General features: G+C 65.4%; 13 protein-coding genes. 6 read left to right on the top strand and 7 right to left on the bottom strand.

Annotated elements, in window-relative coordinates:
• Position 1: 1 nt before the first annotated feature.
• From I6F31_RS13420 to I6F31_RS13405, 4 genes are all read right to left on the bottom strand, one after another.
• A complete protein-coding gene (locus tag I6F31_RS13420) occupies positions 2-742 on the bottom strand; it encodes a metallophosphoesterase family protein (RefSeq protein WP_036043558.1) in 741 nt (246 codons plus the stop codon).
• Between the two features lie 118 nt (positions 743-860).
• Complete coding sequence (locus I6F31_RS13415) at positions 861-1,466, bottom strand: hypothetical protein (RefSeq protein ID WP_225185527.1); 606 nt, start codon at positions 1,464-1,466, stop codon at positions 861-863.
• Complete coding sequence (locus I6F31_RS13410; RefSeq protein WP_036043556.1) at positions 1,459-2,145, bottom strand: hypothetical protein; 687 nt, start codon at positions 2,143-2,145, stop codon at positions 1,459-1,461. Before I6F31_RS13410 ends, I6F31_RS13415 begins: the two co-directional genes overlap by 8 nt.
• The gene (locus I6F31_RS13405) at positions 2,142-2,912 is read right to left on the bottom strand and encodes a MotA/TolQ/ExbB proton channel family protein (protein ID WP_057029496.1); all 771 of its coding nucleotides are present in this window, start codon (positions 2,910-2,912) and stop codon (positions 2,142-2,144) included. Before I6F31_RS13405 ends, I6F31_RS13410 begins: the two co-directional genes overlap by 4 nt.
• 198 nt (positions 2,913-3,110) lie before the next feature.
• Here I6F31_RS13405 and I6F31_RS13400 point away from each other — a divergent pair, with 198 nt between their 5' ends.
• Both I6F31_RS13400 and I6F31_RS13395 read left to right on the top strand, forming a co-directional pair.
• Positions 3,111-4,481 (top strand): histidine kinase, encoded by a 1,371-nt coding sequence (locus I6F31_RS13400; protein WP_225185526.1) that lies wholly within the window; start codon positions 3,111-3,113, stop codon positions 4,479-4,481.
• 7 nt (positions 4,482-4,488) lie between these two features.
• The gene (locus I6F31_RS13395; protein ID WP_036012892.1) at positions 4,489-5,142 is read left to right on the top strand and encodes a response regulator transcription factor; all 654 of its coding nucleotides are present in this window, start codon (positions 4,489-4,491) and stop codon (positions 5,140-5,142) included.
• Between the two features lie 451 nt (positions 5,143-5,593).
• Here I6F31_RS13395 and I6F31_RS13390 read toward each other — a convergent pair whose 3' ends face one another.
• Positions 5,594-6,178, bottom strand: coding sequence for a TetR family transcriptional regulator (locus I6F31_RS13390; protein ID WP_225185525.1), 585 nt, complete (start codon positions 6,176-6,178; stop codon positions 5,594-5,596).
• 563 nt (positions 6,179-6,741) lie between these two features.
• On the opposite strand from I6F31_RS13390, the gene purB reads away from it, so the two are divergent.
• Together purB and I6F31_RS13380 are read left to right on the top strand one after the other, a co-directional pair.
• A complete protein-coding gene (gene purB / locus I6F31_RS13385; protein ID WP_036027821.1) occupies positions 6,742-8,049 on the top strand; it encodes an adenylosuccinate lyase in 1,308 nt (435 codons plus the stop codon).
• Between the two features lie 168 nt (positions 8,050-8,217).
• Positions 8,218-9,390, top strand: a complete 1,173-nt coding sequence (locus I6F31_RS13380) for a M20 aminoacylase family protein (RefSeq protein ID WP_225185524.1) — start codon at positions 8,218-8,220, stop codon at positions 9,388-9,390.
• Between the two features lie 19 nt (positions 9,391-9,409).
• On the opposite strand, the gene I6F31_RS13375 is transcribed toward I6F31_RS13380, so the two are convergent.
• Positions 9,410-11,236 (bottom strand): caspase family protein, encoded by a 1,827-nt coding sequence (locus I6F31_RS13375; protein WP_225185523.1) that lies wholly within the window; start codon positions 11,234-11,236, stop codon positions 9,410-9,412.
• Positions 11,237-11,404: 168 nt separating this feature from the next.
• Complete coding sequence (locus I6F31_RS13370; RefSeq protein WP_225185522.1) at positions 11,405-13,312, bottom strand: acyl-CoA synthetase; 1,908 nt, start codon at positions 13,310-13,312, stop codon at positions 11,405-11,407.
• A gap of 226 nt (positions 13,313-13,538) precedes the next feature.
• On the opposite strand from I6F31_RS13370, the gene I6F31_RS13365 reads away from it, so the two are divergent.
• Positions 13,539-14,618, top strand: coding sequence for a preprotein translocase subunit SecD (locus I6F31_RS13365; protein WP_225185521.1), 1,080 nt, complete (start codon positions 13,539-13,541; stop codon positions 14,616-14,618).
• A gap of 229 nt (positions 14,619-14,847) precedes the next feature.
• The gene (locus I6F31_RS13360; RefSeq protein ID WP_036012905.1) at positions 14,848-15,654 is read left to right on the top strand and encodes a cyclic nucleotide-binding domain-containing protein; all 807 of its coding nucleotides are present in this window, start codon (positions 14,848-14,850) and stop codon (positions 15,652-15,654) included.
• Positions 15,655-15,673 lie beyond the last annotated feature (19 nt).

Raw genomic sequence — 15,673 nt, 5'->3', positions numbered from 1 at the left:
GTCAGCGCCCCTGCAACAAGCGGTCGGCAAGCCAAGGCGGCAGACCGTTGTCGCGGATCCTGCTCGCTGCGGTCTCGACGTCATAGGGCGCGCGGCAATAGGTGATCTGGCACGACTCGGTGTCGAACAGCACGAAGGCCGCCGACGGATCGCCGTCGCGGGGCTGGCCGACCGAGCCGAGCACGGCGAGCCATTGCCGTCCGCGCAGGAGCTGCACGGGGACGTCGGTCTTCGGCACGAAGCTCGTCATCTTCGCCGTGACCGACATCGAATAGAGCGCCGGCCTGTGGATGTGGCCGCAAAAGGTGACGTGGGCCCGTGTCGCAATCAGGCTCTTGGCGGCGTCCACGGTCGAGCGGACATAGTGCCAGCGCTGGGGATGCGAGGCTTCCGCATGCACGAACAGGCGGCCATCGTCCTCCACCTGCATCGGCAATTCGGCCAGAAACCGCCGCTGCGCCGTGTCGAGGCGGCCGCGGGTCCATTCGATCGCGATCTGCGCCTCGGCGTTCATCGTCTCGGCCGTGGAATTGATCGCCTGGTCATGATTGCCGCGCACCGCGACGGCGCCCTGCGCGACCAGCTCCATCGCGGTGTCCACCACCCATTCCGGATCGGCGCCATAGCCGACGAAGTCGCCGAGCAGGACGATGCCCTCCGCGCCCTTCGCACGCGCGATCTTCAGGCAGGCCTCGAACGCCTGCCTGTTGCCATGGATATCTGAGAAGACAGCGAGAAGCACGCACCCTCCACCCCTCAGATTCTTATTCGGGGCCGATGAGGCCAAATTGAGGGAGGTCAACAGGATGCGCCAGCACTGGGCCGTTTGCCAGCGCTGCTCTGCGGTGATGGTGATGGGCCTATTGCTCGTCCTTGGGCGGCATCCGGGGCGGCGGAATCGGCGTGAATACCGCGTCCTGGGCACCGGCCGGCGGCGCAGTGAACTCGCCGGTCGAGGAATCGCCGCCGCTGGTCTCCAGGATGGTCTTCGGCGTCACATATTCTCGAACCAAGTCGATCAGGCTGCCGTCGCCGCCGCCGAAATCCGCCGCGCGCCCTCCTTGCGGATGTCCGGCCGCGATCTCGTTCTCGGCGGCGTGGGTCTTGTCGGCCAGCCGGTCATTGTACGGCACACGAAAAGCGCGCGGGATGCCGCTCGGGCGATTGTCCTCGTCCAGCGCCTCGACCCAGAGATAGATGGAGCCGGGATCGCCCTCAAGCGAATGCGGCTCGACGATGCGGGCCTTCAGCAGCTTGAAGGTGGCCGGCAGCCGCTCCGTGCTGGCCCAACCGAGCAGGCCGCGCATTTCGGTGAAGCTGACGATGTAGAAGGTGCTGGTCACGACCACGGCGACCGCCTTCAGGGACCAGTGCAGCCGCGCATAGACCAGAACGACCAGCAGCAGCGCGCCGATGACGGCATACGCGACCGATAGCGTCAGGATGACCGTTTGCAGGTTACTCACGGCGTACCCTCGTAGCGTTCCTGCTCACACCGGTCCTGGCATCGAGATCGCCGCCGTTGCGCCAGCTGCTGCGGAACGTCTCCAACAGCGATTTCGGCCGCTGATCGACATCGACGACCTTGCCTTCCGCATCGATCCGGAATCGGACCGCGGTCTTCTCGTCGCCGGTGTGGTCGAGCGTGAACTTGTTGTCGAAGATCACCTGCGCGGTCGGATTGAGCTTCTGCACCTTCACACTGGCCGTCACAGGCTCGCCCGTGGTGGCGACGAAATGCGAGACGTTCACGACGTACTCGCCGGCGAGGATGCCACGCACGGTGACGATCTCCTCGCGGATCGGCGAGGCGATCTTCTTGCCGTTGACGATGATGAAATTGTTGGCCCCGCCGCGGTCGTCGCGGTCGAGCGTGAGGAAGCCGGCCTCGCGGTGGCGATACCAGGCGATGTTGCCGGCGGGATCCTGCACGAACAGGTCGAGATCGTCGGGGTGGTTGTCCGGCCAGTCCAGCGTGATCATGAACTCCGCCTTGGAATCGATCTTGCCGTCCTTGGCGTCGGGGGAGACCGCCAGCAGCGCCAGGAAGAACAGGAAGGCGATCACCTGGAGCGCCTTGAACAGCATCACGCCCAGCGGGTCGAACGGCTCCTCGCGCGGATAGAGACCGAAATCATCCATCATGACGGCGTTCCCGAACCCTTGCGCTCCAGCACTGGCGTCACATAGGTCTCGGTCAGCACCACCGCGTCCGAGAACACCCGCTGGGTCGCGGCGTCGAGCATGTAGTACTGGATGCGGATCAGGATCGAGCCGACAAGGCCGGCCAGCGTCGTGTACATCGCGATCGCCATGCCGTCGCTCATCAAGCCCATCGAGGAGCGCATCGCGACCTTGTCGGCGGCGTCCAGCCCCGCGATCGGCGCCAGCATGATGATGAAGCCGATGATGGTGCCGAGCAGACCGAGCTTCATCAGCGTATCGGAGACGAAGGCGCCGAACCCGTTGGAGCCGCGCAAGCGATCGGCGAGATTACGTAGCAGCAGCGTCTGGTCGACCGGCCGGTAGTCCTGCGCCGCGGCCTTGGTCACCAGGCTTTCGATGTGGTCGCGCACCAGACCGCGCGGCAGCGCCACGGCGCTCGCATCGAGCGCCTTGCTGCCGCCCGCTGCCGACAGCACCGCGCGGCAGCGCCGCGTCGCCGCCCCTTCCCGCGCGATGGCCCGGGTCCGCAGGAAGCAGTGGCCGCAGGTGAGGACGTAGAGCGCCGCGATCACCGCTGAAATGTAGGTGCGATCCGAGGTCAGCATCAGGTGAATCAGGCCGAAGCGCCACAGCAGCACGACAGCGAAGATCGACAGCCCGGTGAAGATCATCCAGAACAGCAGCGCGCTGCGCTCGGATGGATCGGCAGCCTGGCTTGCGATTGGTCCAATCGTCATCGAACTCATGCTGCACCGCTCCTGGCTTGCAGGCGCCGGCCTGCAACGTGTCCTCACCGATTAGATCAAAGCCGCCGTTTCAGGTCCAAAGACCCATGCCCAATCCGGCTTGGGAAATTTGCCCGAGCTGCAATCCCTAGCGTTCTGCGATTGGCAAGGCACGGCGGCGTTGTTAGGCTGACCTTAGCAAACGTCGGGGGTGATCGCATGCGCCTCGTGCTTCAGCTTGTAGCCCGCCTGCTTCTAATCGTAGCGCTGTGCCTGGGAGCCGCGACCGTATGGGCCACGTTCGATGCCTATCGCAGCGTCGATCGGGCGACGGCGGCGTCGGCGCAGCGGGTCGCGCAGGCGCTTCAGGCGCTGTATTGGCGCGAGCTGTTGTTGCGCAGCAGCAGGGCGCGCGAGCATCTCCTGCCGGTTCCGGACTGGCGCACGCTGGAGACGATGAAGCTGATCTCGCCCGGCGTCTGCGTCGAGTTCCAGCCCGCGGCGGCCTTCGAGAAGCCGCTCTGCGGCCAGAGCGAGGGGCTGGGCAAGACGCCGCCGCGCTGGTTCGCCGCCATCGTGCCGAGCTTCCTCGGCAGCCACGCCGAGGTGGTGCGGCCCGTCAGTCCCCGCGCCGCAGCCGCCGGCGCCGTCGTTGCGACGCCCCATGCGGCCGCCGCGATCGCGCTCGCCTGGGACTACGTCCTCAACGTCATCGACGTCGCGCTGCTGATGGCGGCGGCGATCGCCCTGCTTGCTTCGCTCGCCATCGCGCACGCGCTGGCGCCGGCGCGCGCGATCGTCACCGCGCTTCAGCGCATGGCGCGCGGCCAATATCGCACCAGGCTGCCGCGCTTCCGCTCGATGGAGCTGGCGATGATCGGCAGCGCCGTCGGCGAGCTCGGCGGCCGGCTGGAGGAAGCGACCGAGCAGCGCGCCGCGCTGACGCGCCGCCTGATCGAGATCCGCGACGACGAGCGCCGCGCGCTCGCCCGCGAGCTGCACGACGAGTTCGGGCAGAATCTGTCCGCCATTCTCGCCTTCGCCAACACGATCGAGACGGCGAGTACAAAGCAGCACAAGGATGATGGGATCGCGCAGGACGCGCGCATGATCTCGCAGGCGACGCACCATCTGATGGCTTCGCTGCGCGACGCGCTGAACCGGCTGCGCAATCCGCTGCCGGAGGAGCTCGGGCTCGAGGCGAGCCTGGTCAATCTCGTCGACAGCTGGCGCTCGCACAGCGCCGCGCGGCCGGCGATCCAGCTCGATCTCAGGGGCGACCTCACCGACATCAGCGGCCCGGCCGCCACCACCGCCTATCGAGTCGCACAGGAATGCCTGACCAACGCGCTGCGCCACAGTGCAGCGCGCGAGATCTCGCTCCGCGTCGAGCGGCGCGCCGGCGAGGACGATGCGCTGCTGATCCGCGTCGAGGACGACGGCGGCGGCGATGCGGAGCGAGTCGCGCAATCGGCCGGCTTCGGCCTCACCGGAATCCGCGAGCGCGTCACGGCCGCCGGCGGATCGCTGTCGATCCTGCCCGCGAACCGCGGCCTCAGCATCGCCGCCACCATTCCGCTCGCTGCATGAGGCCGGAATGAACGAGGTGGCGGCAACAGGCATCTCCGTGCTGCTGGTCGACGACCATCCGATCGTGCGGCAAGGCTATCGGCGCGTGCTGGAGAGCCAGGGCGATTTGCATGTCGTGGCGGAAGCCGACAACGCCGCCGACGCCTACGGCGCGTTCAAGGCGCATGACCCCGACGTGGTGGTGCTCGACATTTCGATGCCCGGCGCGAGCGGGCTGGAGGCGATCCGCAACATCCGCGCCCGCAGCCCGCGTGCGCGCATTCTCGTCTTCACCATGCACAATGAGGCCGTGCTGGTGAAGTCGGCCTTCGGCGCTGGCGCCTCCGGCTTCGTCACCAAAAGCAGCGAGCCGTCCGCGGTCGTGAATGCCATCCGCAGCGTCGCCCGCGGCGAGCGCGCCATGAGCGATGACATCGCGCATGTGCTGGCGGAGGACAGCCTGTCCCCGACCGGCTCGGTGCTGGACCAGCTGGGCGAGCGCGAGATCGAGATCTTGCGCCAGTTCGCCGGCGGCGCCACCACCGAAGAGATCGCGGCGCATCTCAATCTCAGCGTCAAGACCGTGCAGAACTATCACTACCTGATCAAGTCGAAGACCGGCGCGCGCACCGATGCGCAGCTGGTGCGGCTCGCCGCGACCTGCGGGCTGACGAGGATCTAGCAGCAAAGCTGCCGCACAGCCTCATCCCTCGCGATCCTCAATCGGCCGAACGAAATTGGAACGGTTCCGATCCGGCTCCGGTTAGTACGGCAGACAAGGAGTAAAGGGTCATGAGTAAGGGTCACCCCAAAGCAGTCGACCATCCCCCCATCATCACAGTAGGCGAGCTCATCGACGAACTTTGCCGCCTGCCGGACACCGCCATCGTCCACTTTCGCTGTCCGATGTTCGATCAGGAGCTGACATTCTACCGGCTTCGAAGGCGGTCGAAGGATGCCGTCGAAATCGCGGTCAACGCTTATCCGGATAGTCCGCCGGTCGTGCCATCGTCCGATCCTGCCTTCCACACGCGCAGACATTCGGCATCCGCACCCTTGCCCCGCGACGGCGCCGCTCTCCAGAAAACGCGAGGTTGATTGACAGCACCCAGGGCTGAACGGGTTCTGCGGCCTTACGCCTTCAGCCCACGCAGCAGCAGCGCCAGCGTCGCATCGAGGCGCGCGGCGAGATCGGCGTCCTTCCATTCCTCGGCATGGGCCGGATGGTGGAAGCGGACGGTCGCATCGAAGATCGCGCGCGCGGTCACCTTGACGTCGCCTACGGCGAACTCGCCCTGCTGCACGCCGTCGGTCAGGATCGCGGCGATCTGGTCGATCATAGTGTCCTTGTGGCACTTGACGGCCGCGCAGGCCTCACGCGCCAGAGTCAGATAAGTCTCGAACATTTCAGGATCGTCGAGCACACGCGAACGCTTGGCCGCGAACAGCGTGCGCAGCCAGCGGTCGAGCCTGTCGGGCGCCGAGCCCTGCTCCCTGGCGATCGCCAGCAGCGGGGCGTCGATGCGGTCCAGCCAGCGCTTGGCAACGGCCTCGCGCAGCGAGGCCTTGCTGGGGAAATGACGGTAGACGCTGCCGTGGCTCACATCGAGCGCACGGGCAACGTCGACTACGGTGGCCTTGGCAAGTCCGTAACGCCTGAGCACGTCCTCGGTGACTTCGAGGATCCGCTCCGGCGTCAAGACAACAGCTTCATTCATGCCAGCACCATGTTCCCGTTCAGGGCTCAGTTTACTCCGGCAGTAGGGCTGCTTCCGAAGCGCCCTGGCCGGTCGTTTCGGAAAGCCTATGCCTTAATGCGGCAGTTTTGCAGCCTGCGCCGCGATCTGGCGCGCCACCAGCAAATTGAGCCAATGCCCAATCACGCCAGTGAAATTGAGGATTTCGGTCGTCATTGTCTAAGTCTCCATTCGTCCGCGGTCCCCGCTCTTCAATCCGCCCTCCGATCCGAGCGTGGCTCGGATGTCGGGCTCCCCGGGGCTTGTCGCGGGACGCCCAATCGGAGCGTCCGAGAACGGATATACACGTCTCGCTGACAGATTTCAATATCTGTCAGTCAATGATCCGTGATTGACAGTTAATATCTGCGGCCAGGCGCCGCCATCCCGGCCGGCCGGTCTGGTGGAAAGGTCGGCGATGCCCTTCTTCCGGGGCCCAGACCGTTTGTTTCGCCCTGCCTGCTCTGTTACATCACGGCGTAAAAAGCATTTTGGCCGGCGCCGCCGTTCTCGGGACCGCCCGCCCACCTTCCTGGAGCCGCCCCATGATCCCCCGCTACACCCGCCCGGAAATGGCCTCGATCTGGGAGCCGCAGACCCGGTTCAAGATCTGGTTCGAGATCGAGGCGCATGCGGCGGACGCCCTCGCCGAGCTCGGGACCATCCCCAAGGAGGCCGCCCGGACGGTCTGGGCCAAGGCCAAGGACGCCATCTTCGACGTCGCCCGCATCGACGAGATCGAGCGCGAGACCAAGCACGACGTCATCGCCTTCCTCACCCACCTCGCCGAGATCGTCGGCCCCGAGGCGCGCTTCGTGCACCAGGGCATGACCTCCTCCGACGTGCTCGATACCTGCCTCAACGTCCAGCTCACCCGCGCCGCCGACCTGCTGCTCGCCGACCTCGACAAGGTGCTGGCCGCGCTGAAGAAGCGCGCCTTCGAGCACAAGATGACGCCGACTATCGGCCGCAGCCACGGCATCCATGCCGAGCCCGTCACCTTCGGCCTCAAGCTCGCTTATGCCTATGCCGAATTCACCCGTGCCAAGGACCGTCTGATCGCGGCGCGCAAGGAGGTCGCGACCTGCGCGATCTCCGGCGCCGTCGGCACCTTCGCGCAGATCGATCCGCGCGTCGAAGAGCATGTCGCCAAGGCCATGGGACTCGTGCCGGAGCCGATCTCGACCCAGGTGATCCCGCGCGACCGTCACGCGATGTATTTCTCGACCCTCGGCGTGATCGCCTCCTCGATCGAGCGCATTGCCGTGGAGATCCGCCACATGCAGCGCACCGAGGTGCTCGAGGCCGAAGAGTTCTTCTCGGAGGGACAAAAGGGCTCCTCTGCCATGCCGCACAAGCGCAACCCGGTGCTGTCGGAGAACCTCACCGGCCTCTCCCGCATGGTGCGCGCCTATGTGACGCCGGCACTGGAGAACGTCGTGCTCTGGCACGAGCGCGACATCTCGCACTCCTCGGCCGAACGCATGATGGGCCCGGACGCGACCGTGACGCTCGACTTCGCGCTGGTGCGCCTCGCCGGCCTGATCGACAAGCTGCTGGTCTATCCCGCCAACATGCAAAAGAACCTCGACCGCCTCGGCGGCCTCGTGCATTCGCAGCGCGTGCTGCTAGCACTGACCCAGAAGGGCGCCAGCCGCGAGGATGCCTACAAGCTCGTGCAGCGCAATGCCATGCCGGTCTGGCGCGGCGAAGGCGACTTCCTTCAGCTGCTGAAGAAGGACAGTGAGGTGAAGACATATCTCACCGACGCCGAGATCGAGGAGCAGTTCGACCTCGGCTATCACCTCAAGCACGTCGACACGATCTTCAGGCGCGTGTTCGGGGAAGCGTAGGATCGTAGGGTGGGTTAGCCTTGCGGCCTGCGCCAAGCGCAGTCCGCTGGGCGTAACCCACCTCTTTCGCTCCCACGGAAACCGTGGTGGGTTACGCCCCGTGGATGCGCTTGCGCATCCACGGGGCTAACCCACCCTACAAACGACAACCAGAAAACGGATTCCCTCATGCCCATCGTCAATCGCGTCGCCGCCCTCTCCGACGAAATGGCTGCCTGGCGCCATGACTTCCACGAGAACCCCGAGCTGCTCTACGAAGTCCACCGCACCGCCGGCATCGTCGCCGATCGCTTGCGCGAATTCGGCTGCGACGAGGTGGTGACGGGCATCGGCCGCACCGGCGTGGTCGGCGTGATCCGCGGCCGCAAGTCGGCCTCCGGCAAGACGATCGGCCTGCGCGCGGACATGGACGCGCTGCCGATCATGGAGACGTCGGGCGTGTCTTATGCCTCAAAGGTCCCCGGCAAGATGCACGCCTGCGGCCATGACGGCCACACCGCGATGCTGCTGGGCGCGGCCAAATATCTCGCTGAGACGCGCAATTTCGACGGCACGGCCGTGATGATCTTCCAGCCCGCCGAGGAAGGCGGCGGCGGCGGCAAGGCGATGGTCGAGGACGGACTGATGACGCGCTGGAACATCCAGGAGGTCTACGGCATGCACAACATGCCGAACCTGCCCGAGGGCCATTTCGCCACCACGCCGGGTGCGATGCTCGCCTCCTCCGACAACATCCAGATCACGGTCCGCGGCAAGGGTGGCCACGCCGGCGCCGGTCCGCACAAATCTGTCGACAGCGTGCTGATCGGCTCGCAAATCGTGAACGCGCTGCAATCGATCGTGGCGCGCAACGTCGATCCGCTGAAATCGGCGGTGATCTCGATCACACAATTCCACTCCGGCACCGCCTTCAACATCATCCCGGAGGTCGCCGAGCTCGCCGGCACCGTGCGCACGCTCGACCCCGAAGTGCGCGATCTCGTCGAACGCCGCATCGGCGAAGTCGCCGACAGCATCGCCCGCGCCTATGGTGGCTCGGCCGAAACGAAATACACGCGGATGTATCCGGTGACGATGAACCATGCCCGCGAGGCCGCACTCGCCGCCGACGTCGCGCGCGACATCGTCGGCACTGAGCGCGTCAACGACAAGTTCGTCCCGATGATGGGCGCCGAGGACTTTTCGTTCATGCTGGAAGCACGCCCCGGCGCGATGGTGCTGGTCGGCATGGGCGACGGCAACGAGTGTCACCACCCGGCTTACGTCTTCAACGACAACATTCTGGGTCACGGCGCCTCGTTCTGGGCGCGGCTGGTGGAAACACGAATGCCTGCGGAGTAGCAGGCGGGCAATCACCAGCTCAGTTGCAGACTTCGACCATGCTGGTGCCGCCGCCGGCCGTTTGGCCGGCAGTCCTATTGCCCCACGTCTCGAGCCGACAACCCTGCCGGACCGGCCGGCACCCTGCACTGTTGCAAAAGACCTGACCGGTCGCCTGCGGTTTTGACGGCGCGGACTCGCTTGCCTTCCGCTCATCGTCTCGCGGTCTGGAATTCTCGCGCGTCGCAACCGGCTTCTTCTCCTGCACCTTTTCGCATTCGTTATCGTCGTTGACACGATAACCGGCCCGGCAGGTGATCTTCACGCATTGGTCGCCGTCGGCCTTGAATCCGAAATTGCACACCAGCGGACAAACCCGTCCCGGCTTGGCCTTCAAAGCATCGAGTGCGTCGACGCTGGCCAGCTTCACGTCGAACTTGGTGCCGGAATATTTGTTGAAAAGCGTCAGCGAGCGCTGCGCGGCCGAGCTCCACTCGCTTTCCGCAGACGAGGTCAGGCAACCGACGCGGCGCAGTTCGCTTTGTACCGATTTGGAAAGCTCGGCCGCCGATAATGTGGATGTGGGTCCGGGCGAGAGCGCAGCCACTTTCTGGTTCTCGACTTCGGGCATCTGCCGATCGGCGGCCGGCTTGGCGGCCTGCTCCGCTTTCTCGGCGGCCTGCTTGGCCGCCAGCTCGGCCTTGGCCCTCTCTGCCGCCTGTTTCTCGGCCAGCGCTTTCGCGGCCGCCGCCTCGGCAGCTTTGCGCTGCTGCTCGGCCGCTTCCGCCCTGGCCTGTTCAATCTGCTTTTGCTTCTCCGCAGCGATCCGCGCCTCTTCAGCGGCTTTGGCCGCAGCAGCCGCCTTCTCCTGCTCGGCTTTCTGAGCGCGCTCGGCGATAAGCCTTGCCTTTTCCTGCTCGGCCGCCTTGGCCTTTTGCTCGGCAGCCAGACGCGTCTCTTCGGCACCGATCTTGTTCAACTGTCCCTTGGCGAGGCTGGCATAAAAGCCGTCCGGATAGGTCGCCAAAAAGGCTTCCCAGGCATCGCGCGTCGCAAGCTGGAGCGCGAGCTCGTAGTCCCTGCGAACCGCATCCTGAGGGTTTGCCTGCGGACCGGTTGCGGCCGGCTTCATTACGAGCGGCACGTCGTCGCCGCCGAGCGAGCCATAGACATAGGGCTCTTGCTTGTAGCCGGTGCTCTTGAGCACGTCGTCGCGCACGAAGCCGAACGCCTTGCGCAGATCGAGGCCCGGCTTCGGCAGGTGCTCGACCAGCGCGGCAGCAAACGGACTGTTGCGAGAATCGCCGTCGGATGCAGTCGAGCCGGCCTTCGCGGCGAAGGCAATCATCGTGTTCGGGCTGGTTGGCTCGACCTTAGCGAGGCCGCGTCCGATCGCCCGCGAGGCCAGCGTGCGCTTCATCGTCTTCGCAAAGGGGTTGTCGCGGCAGGCATCGAGGATGATCAGGCGCAGCTGCTTGGCCGGCTCGACCGCGAACAATGCGCGCTCGACAGGAATGGTTTCGTCGAGAACGTCGCCATCCGTCTCCAGCGTCGCGTCGGTCGGAATGAGATAATTGTTGCCGTCGAGCTCGATGCCGTGGCCGGCATAGTAGATCACCGCCATGTCCGCATCGCGTGACCTGCCGGCGAACTCGCGCAACATGCGCCTCATCTCGCTCGCACTGAGATCCAGCCTGACGTCGACGGAATCGAAGCCCGCCTTCTTGAACATGCCGCCAATCAGCGTGGCATCGTTCGCGGGATTGGTGAGCTTGGGCGCGCTCTTGTAGGCGGAATTGCCGATGACGAGCGCGACCCGCCGATCGGCGTGTGCCGATCCGCAGGCCAGTAAGGTCGCAAAAATCAATAAACCAAATAGCCGAAACGGAATCACTGCAGCCCCCTCGGATGCAATTCCCTGAGACTATTCGGAGCGTCGATGAAAGCCAAATTTTTCTATGTGAGGCCCATCACATAAACTCCTCGATCGCGGCTTATAGCTAATGCAGTCAGCCCTCGCCCCGCAGGCGCGGACCTACACCTGCACCACCTCGTGGCGCATCACGAAGGGTGCGAGCAGTGCGTGCACCTCCCCCTCCACCGCTTCGCGCTGCCCAGCCGGCAGGCCCGTCAGCGTCACGGTCGCGATCGAGCCGTGGCTGCCGTGCGGGCCGACCTTCACCTTGCAATCGATGCCGCGCTCGACCAGCGGCGCCAGCACCTTGGTGAACACGCGCGCGGCCGCGTCCCAGCGCAGCTGCGGCTTGAACACCTTGCCGACGCCCGTCACCGGCATTGGATCGATCGGGATGACCTGCACAGGAACGGCGGCGCGCTCCGGGGTGCGCTCGCGCACCCAGGCTTCCAGCTCGCCCGGCTCAACCTTTGCGCCGGGCTTCAACTGCACGTAGCCTACCGGCAATTCGCCGGCATAGGCGTCGGGCTGGCCAACCACCGCGGCGAAGCCGACGGCGGGATGGCGGAACATGATCTCCTCGATCGGCGCCGGATCGATGTTGTGGCCGCCGCGGATCACGAGATCCTTGGCGCGGCCGGTGATCCACAGATAGCCGTCGGCATCGAGCCGCCCGAGATCGCCGGAATTGACCCAGACCCCGTCGATGAAGGCACCCTTGTTGTGCTCGTCGTTGAGATAGCCGCCGAACACGCCGGGCCCGGCCATGATGACGACACCAATCTCGTCCGGCTTGCAGTCGCGGATCAGGCGGCCGTCGGCGTCGAGCTGCACGATGCGCACGCGCGCATAGGGCATGGGAAGGCCAACCGAGCCGAGCCGGATCGGCCGGCCCGGATAAGCGAGCGTGTGCACGCTCGAGGTCTCGGTCATGCCGTAGACCTCGACCACCGGCAGCTTCAGCGTCTCCTGAATCGCCGAGCCGACCGCGACCGGAATCGCCGAGCCGCCGCCGGCCGCATATTTCAGGCTCGAGATATCCGCATTCCCAGGCGGCACCGCGAGCGTCGCTGCGAGCACGGTCGGCACGCTCGACAGAGCTTCAGGCTTGAAGCGCGCGACGAGCTGCCAGATGTTCTTCACCGCATTCGGGTTGCGCCAGCCGCTCGGCGACAGCACGACCAGCGAACCCCCGCCCGACAAAGTCGTCAGCACCTGCGTCAGAGATCCGCCGACGTGAAACAGCGGCATGCCGAACAGCAGATTGGCGCCGGGTTTCCCCTTCAGCAACAGATTGAGAGCCCATGCCTGATAGACCTGGTTGGCATGGGTATGCCGCACCAGCTTGGGCGTACCCGTGGTGCCGCCGGTGTGGAAATAGGCTGCGATGTCGCTGCCGCGAATCTTGCGCCCGCTGACCAGCCGATCCGACGGCTGCTGCTTGATCAGGTCGCTGAAGGCGAAGATGCCATTGGCCGGATCGCCGCCGCCGAACACCTGCACGATGGCTTTCAGATGCTTCAGATGCGGGCGGATTTGCTCGACCTTCTGCCAGATGTCGGTGCCCGGCATCGGCCCGAGCGCCACCAGGATCTTGGTGTTCGCAGCTTCCAGGATTTCGGCGAGCTGGTGCGGCTCGAGCAGCGGATTGACGGGATTGGCGATGCCGGCGGCCTCGGCGCCGAACAGAGTGACGAACGCATCCGGCACCAAGGGCAGCATGAAGCTGATGACGTCGCCCTTCTCGGCGCCGAGCGCGTGAAACATGTTGGCGGCCTGGGTGACGCGCGCGATGAAATCGCGGTGCGTGACGACCAGCGGCGCGTCGGCGGGATCGGCATTTTGCAGGAACTGGATCGCCGCCCCGTCGGGATTGCGCTCGGCACCAAGCCTGATGGCGTCATAGGTACTCTCGGCCGCGACGCGGTCGGCGTAGGGGACCTGCTCGAACGCCCGGACCTCCTCGTCCGTCAACAGTTCCGGATAGTCGTTGCCGATCAACCGATCGAGCGCGTGGATGCCCGCCATGAATTCCGTCCTCCCTCAGATGCATGTCCCCGCCGCCGTATCTTTTGACAGTTTGGTTCGGCGAGGTCTCGGCCGTGTTCGGCCGAGCCGGACCAGAATGATGGATGATTTGCCGTTCGTCCATTGCCTACCGGCTGCGCCACTTGAACCTCTGCGCCTGATCGAGGGACCAAGAACTGCCGCTGACTTCACTCGCCAGCGCCCTGCCGCAAGACAAGAGGTCATCATGACGACGCCCCTGCGGAACCGGATCGCACGGCTGGTCGCTGCGTTCACAATGGTATCCGCGATCGCCCTGCCCGGCGCCGCGCTTGCCGACAGCCAGCTCGACAAGGTGCGGGTCAAGGTTGCCGCCTTCATCGCCGACAAGATGGAGAAGCTGGGCGGATCGCGGATCGTCTACGGGGTCGACACCGATGCCTTGCGGGAGGCGGTCGTCACGGATTTGCGCGACGACGTCTACAAGATCCTGCGCGAGGGCCGCATCGCGTTCTCCGGACTTGCGATCCGCGACGGCGGCGTCGACGTGAAGATCGCTGACGGCAAAGGCCGCGAACAGCTCACGCGCAAGCTCGTCGCGGCGGCGGAGGGGTTGCCGACACACGCGCTCAACGTCACCGACGCCGGCGACGGGCTGCTCAGGCTCGCGCCGACCGATGCCGCATCAGCCGCGCGGCTGCGCGATCTCGTAGAAGATTCCATCGCCATGATCGAGCAGCGCCTCAAGGACGCCGGCGTCAAGCTCGCCAGCGTCCAGCCCGAGGGAATGGACCGTATCCGCATCTTCCTGCCCGGATTGATGGAGCCCGAGCAAATCACCGCGATCTTCGCCAGGAAGGTCAAGGTCGGCTTCCGCCTGATCGACCTCTCGATGTCCGCAGAGCAGGCGCAATCGGGCACACCGCCGGCGGGCACGGAAGTCCTGCTCGGCTTCAAGGACAAGCTTCCTTATCTCGTCGCCAAGGACAGCGCCTTCGAGGGCGACGAGATCAGCTATGCCGGCCCGGGATTGACCGGCGACAGCAAGGAGCCGATCGCATCGTTCCGCTTCAACGGCCGCGGCACGCGGCGCTTCGCCCATATCACGGCAGAGAATGTCGGAAAGCCTTTTGCCATCGTGCTCGACGACAAGGTGATCTCCGCGCCCGTGATCCGCGAGCCCATCACCGGCGGCTCCGGCCAGATTTCCGGCAATTTCACCCTGGAAGAGGCCAACAGCGTCGCCATGCTGCTGCGCGCCGGCTCTCTGCCGGGGCGGCTCGGCCTCGTCGAGCAGCGGGTCGTGCAACCCGCCGCCAAGCCGTAAACGAAGGTCGCTTCGGGCCCGTCAGCGACGCTCAAGCCCGCACGGCTGGCCCGAATCACGGGCCTGCGCGGCCGGACGCGCAACCAACGGGCAATTGCCGAAACGCCCGATCAGGCTAAAATTTGCCCCTTGCGGCACGATGGCCGGAAGCGTCATTCAAGCGGTCGTCATTCGATTTCGGCTATACGGGTGCCGACCAGGACTGAATGCCTTACGTGGGGTTAGTACCATGCCGTCCGGCAGCGCAGACGTTTCGTCGATCCTCGACCGCATCCTCGAAGCGGCCACGGACAACCTCAGGATCGCGAAAATCCTGGTCCAGATGGGGCTCGATCCCGACAGCGTCACCTACGAGGCGATCTTCAACCGGCTCCTGGAGATCTTCGTCCACAACATCACGCTCGCCAATCTGTTCGCCGTGGTCGGGGCGGTCTTCTTCGTCGCCACCCTCTTGATGCGGACAATGGTGCCGCTGCGCGTCGCCAACATGATCGGCTGCGCGTTCTTCGCTCTCTTCGGCGCGCTCTCCGCCAACGTCGCGACGTTCCTGCTCTATCTCCTGATGCTTCCGATCAACGCGCTGCGCCTGCGGCAGATGCTGAAGCTGGTCAAGAAGGCGCGCCATGCGGCCGAAGGGGACATGTCGATCGAATGGCTCAAGCCATTCATGACCGAGCGCAGATACCGGCGCGGCGACATCCTCTTCAAGATGCGTGACCCAGCCAACGAAATGTTCCTCACCGTCACCGGCAAGTTCCTGGTCAAGGAGATCAACGTCGAGATCGGGCCCGGGGCGCTGATGGGCGAGCTCGGCTTCCTCACGCCGGACAACCGGCGCACGGGGACGGTCGAATGCATCGAGGACGGCCAGGTGCTGACCATCACCTATGACCGGCTGCTCGAGATCTACTTCCAGGATCCGCAATTCGGCTATTACTTCCTGGTGCTGACCAGCCAGCGCCTGTTGCAGAACATCGATCGCCTGCAGAAGCAGCTGGCAACCGAGCGCGGGACCACCACCAACAGGATCGCGTGAGCGCCGCGCGGCCGATCTG

This window comes from Bradyrhizobium sp. NBAIM01 (assembly GCF_020194115.1).
In the GTDB taxonomy this organism is placed as follows: domain Bacteria; phylum Pseudomonadota; class Alphaproteobacteria; order Rhizobiales; family Xanthobacteraceae; genus Bradyrhizobium; species Bradyrhizobium yuanmingense.
Note: the sequence above shows the minus strand (reverse complement) of the source record. Positions and strands in the feature narration are given on the sequence as shown.

Bases quoted from the DNA above. Each gene is read 5' to 3' on its own strand.
- I6F31_RS13410 (WP_036043556.1), bottom strand. From the start codon at position 2,145: ATGATGGATGATTTCGGTCTCTATCCGCGCGAGGAGCCGTTCGACCCG.
- I6F31_RS13405 (WP_057029496.1), bottom strand. From the start codon at position 2,912: ATGAGTTCGATGACGATTGGACCAATCGCAAGCCAGGCTGCCGATCCA.
- I6F31_RS13400 (WP_225185526.1), top strand. From the start codon at position 3,111: ATGCGCCTCGTGCTTCAGCTTGTAGCCCGCCTGCTTCTAATCGTAGCG.
- I6F31_RS13395 (WP_036012892.1), top strand. From the start codon at position 4,489: ATGAACGAGGTGGCGGCAACAGGCATCTCCGTGCTGCTGGTCGACGAC.
- I6F31_RS13390 (WP_225185525.1), bottom strand. From the start codon at position 6,178: ATGAATGAAGCTGTTGTCTTGACGCCGGAGCGGATCCTCGAAGTCACC.
- purB (WP_036027821.1), top strand. From the start codon at position 6,742: ATGATCCCCCGCTACACCCGCCCGGAAATGGCCTCGATCTGGGAGCCG.
- I6F31_RS13380 (WP_225185524.1), top strand. From the start codon at position 8,218: ATGCCCATCGTCAATCGCGTCGCCGCCCTCTCCGACGAAATGGCTGCC.
- I6F31_RS13370 (WP_225185522.1), bottom strand. From the start codon at position 13,312: ATGGCGGGCATCCACGCGCTCGATCGGTTGATCGGCAACGACTATCCG.
- I6F31_RS13365 (WP_225185521.1), top strand. From the start codon at position 13,539: ATGACGACGCCCCTGCGGAACCGGATCGCACGGCTGGTCGCTGCGTTC.
- I6F31_RS13360 (WP_036012905.1), top strand. From the start codon at position 14,848: ATGCCGTCCGGCAGCGCAGACGTTTCGTCGATCCTCGACCGCATCCTC.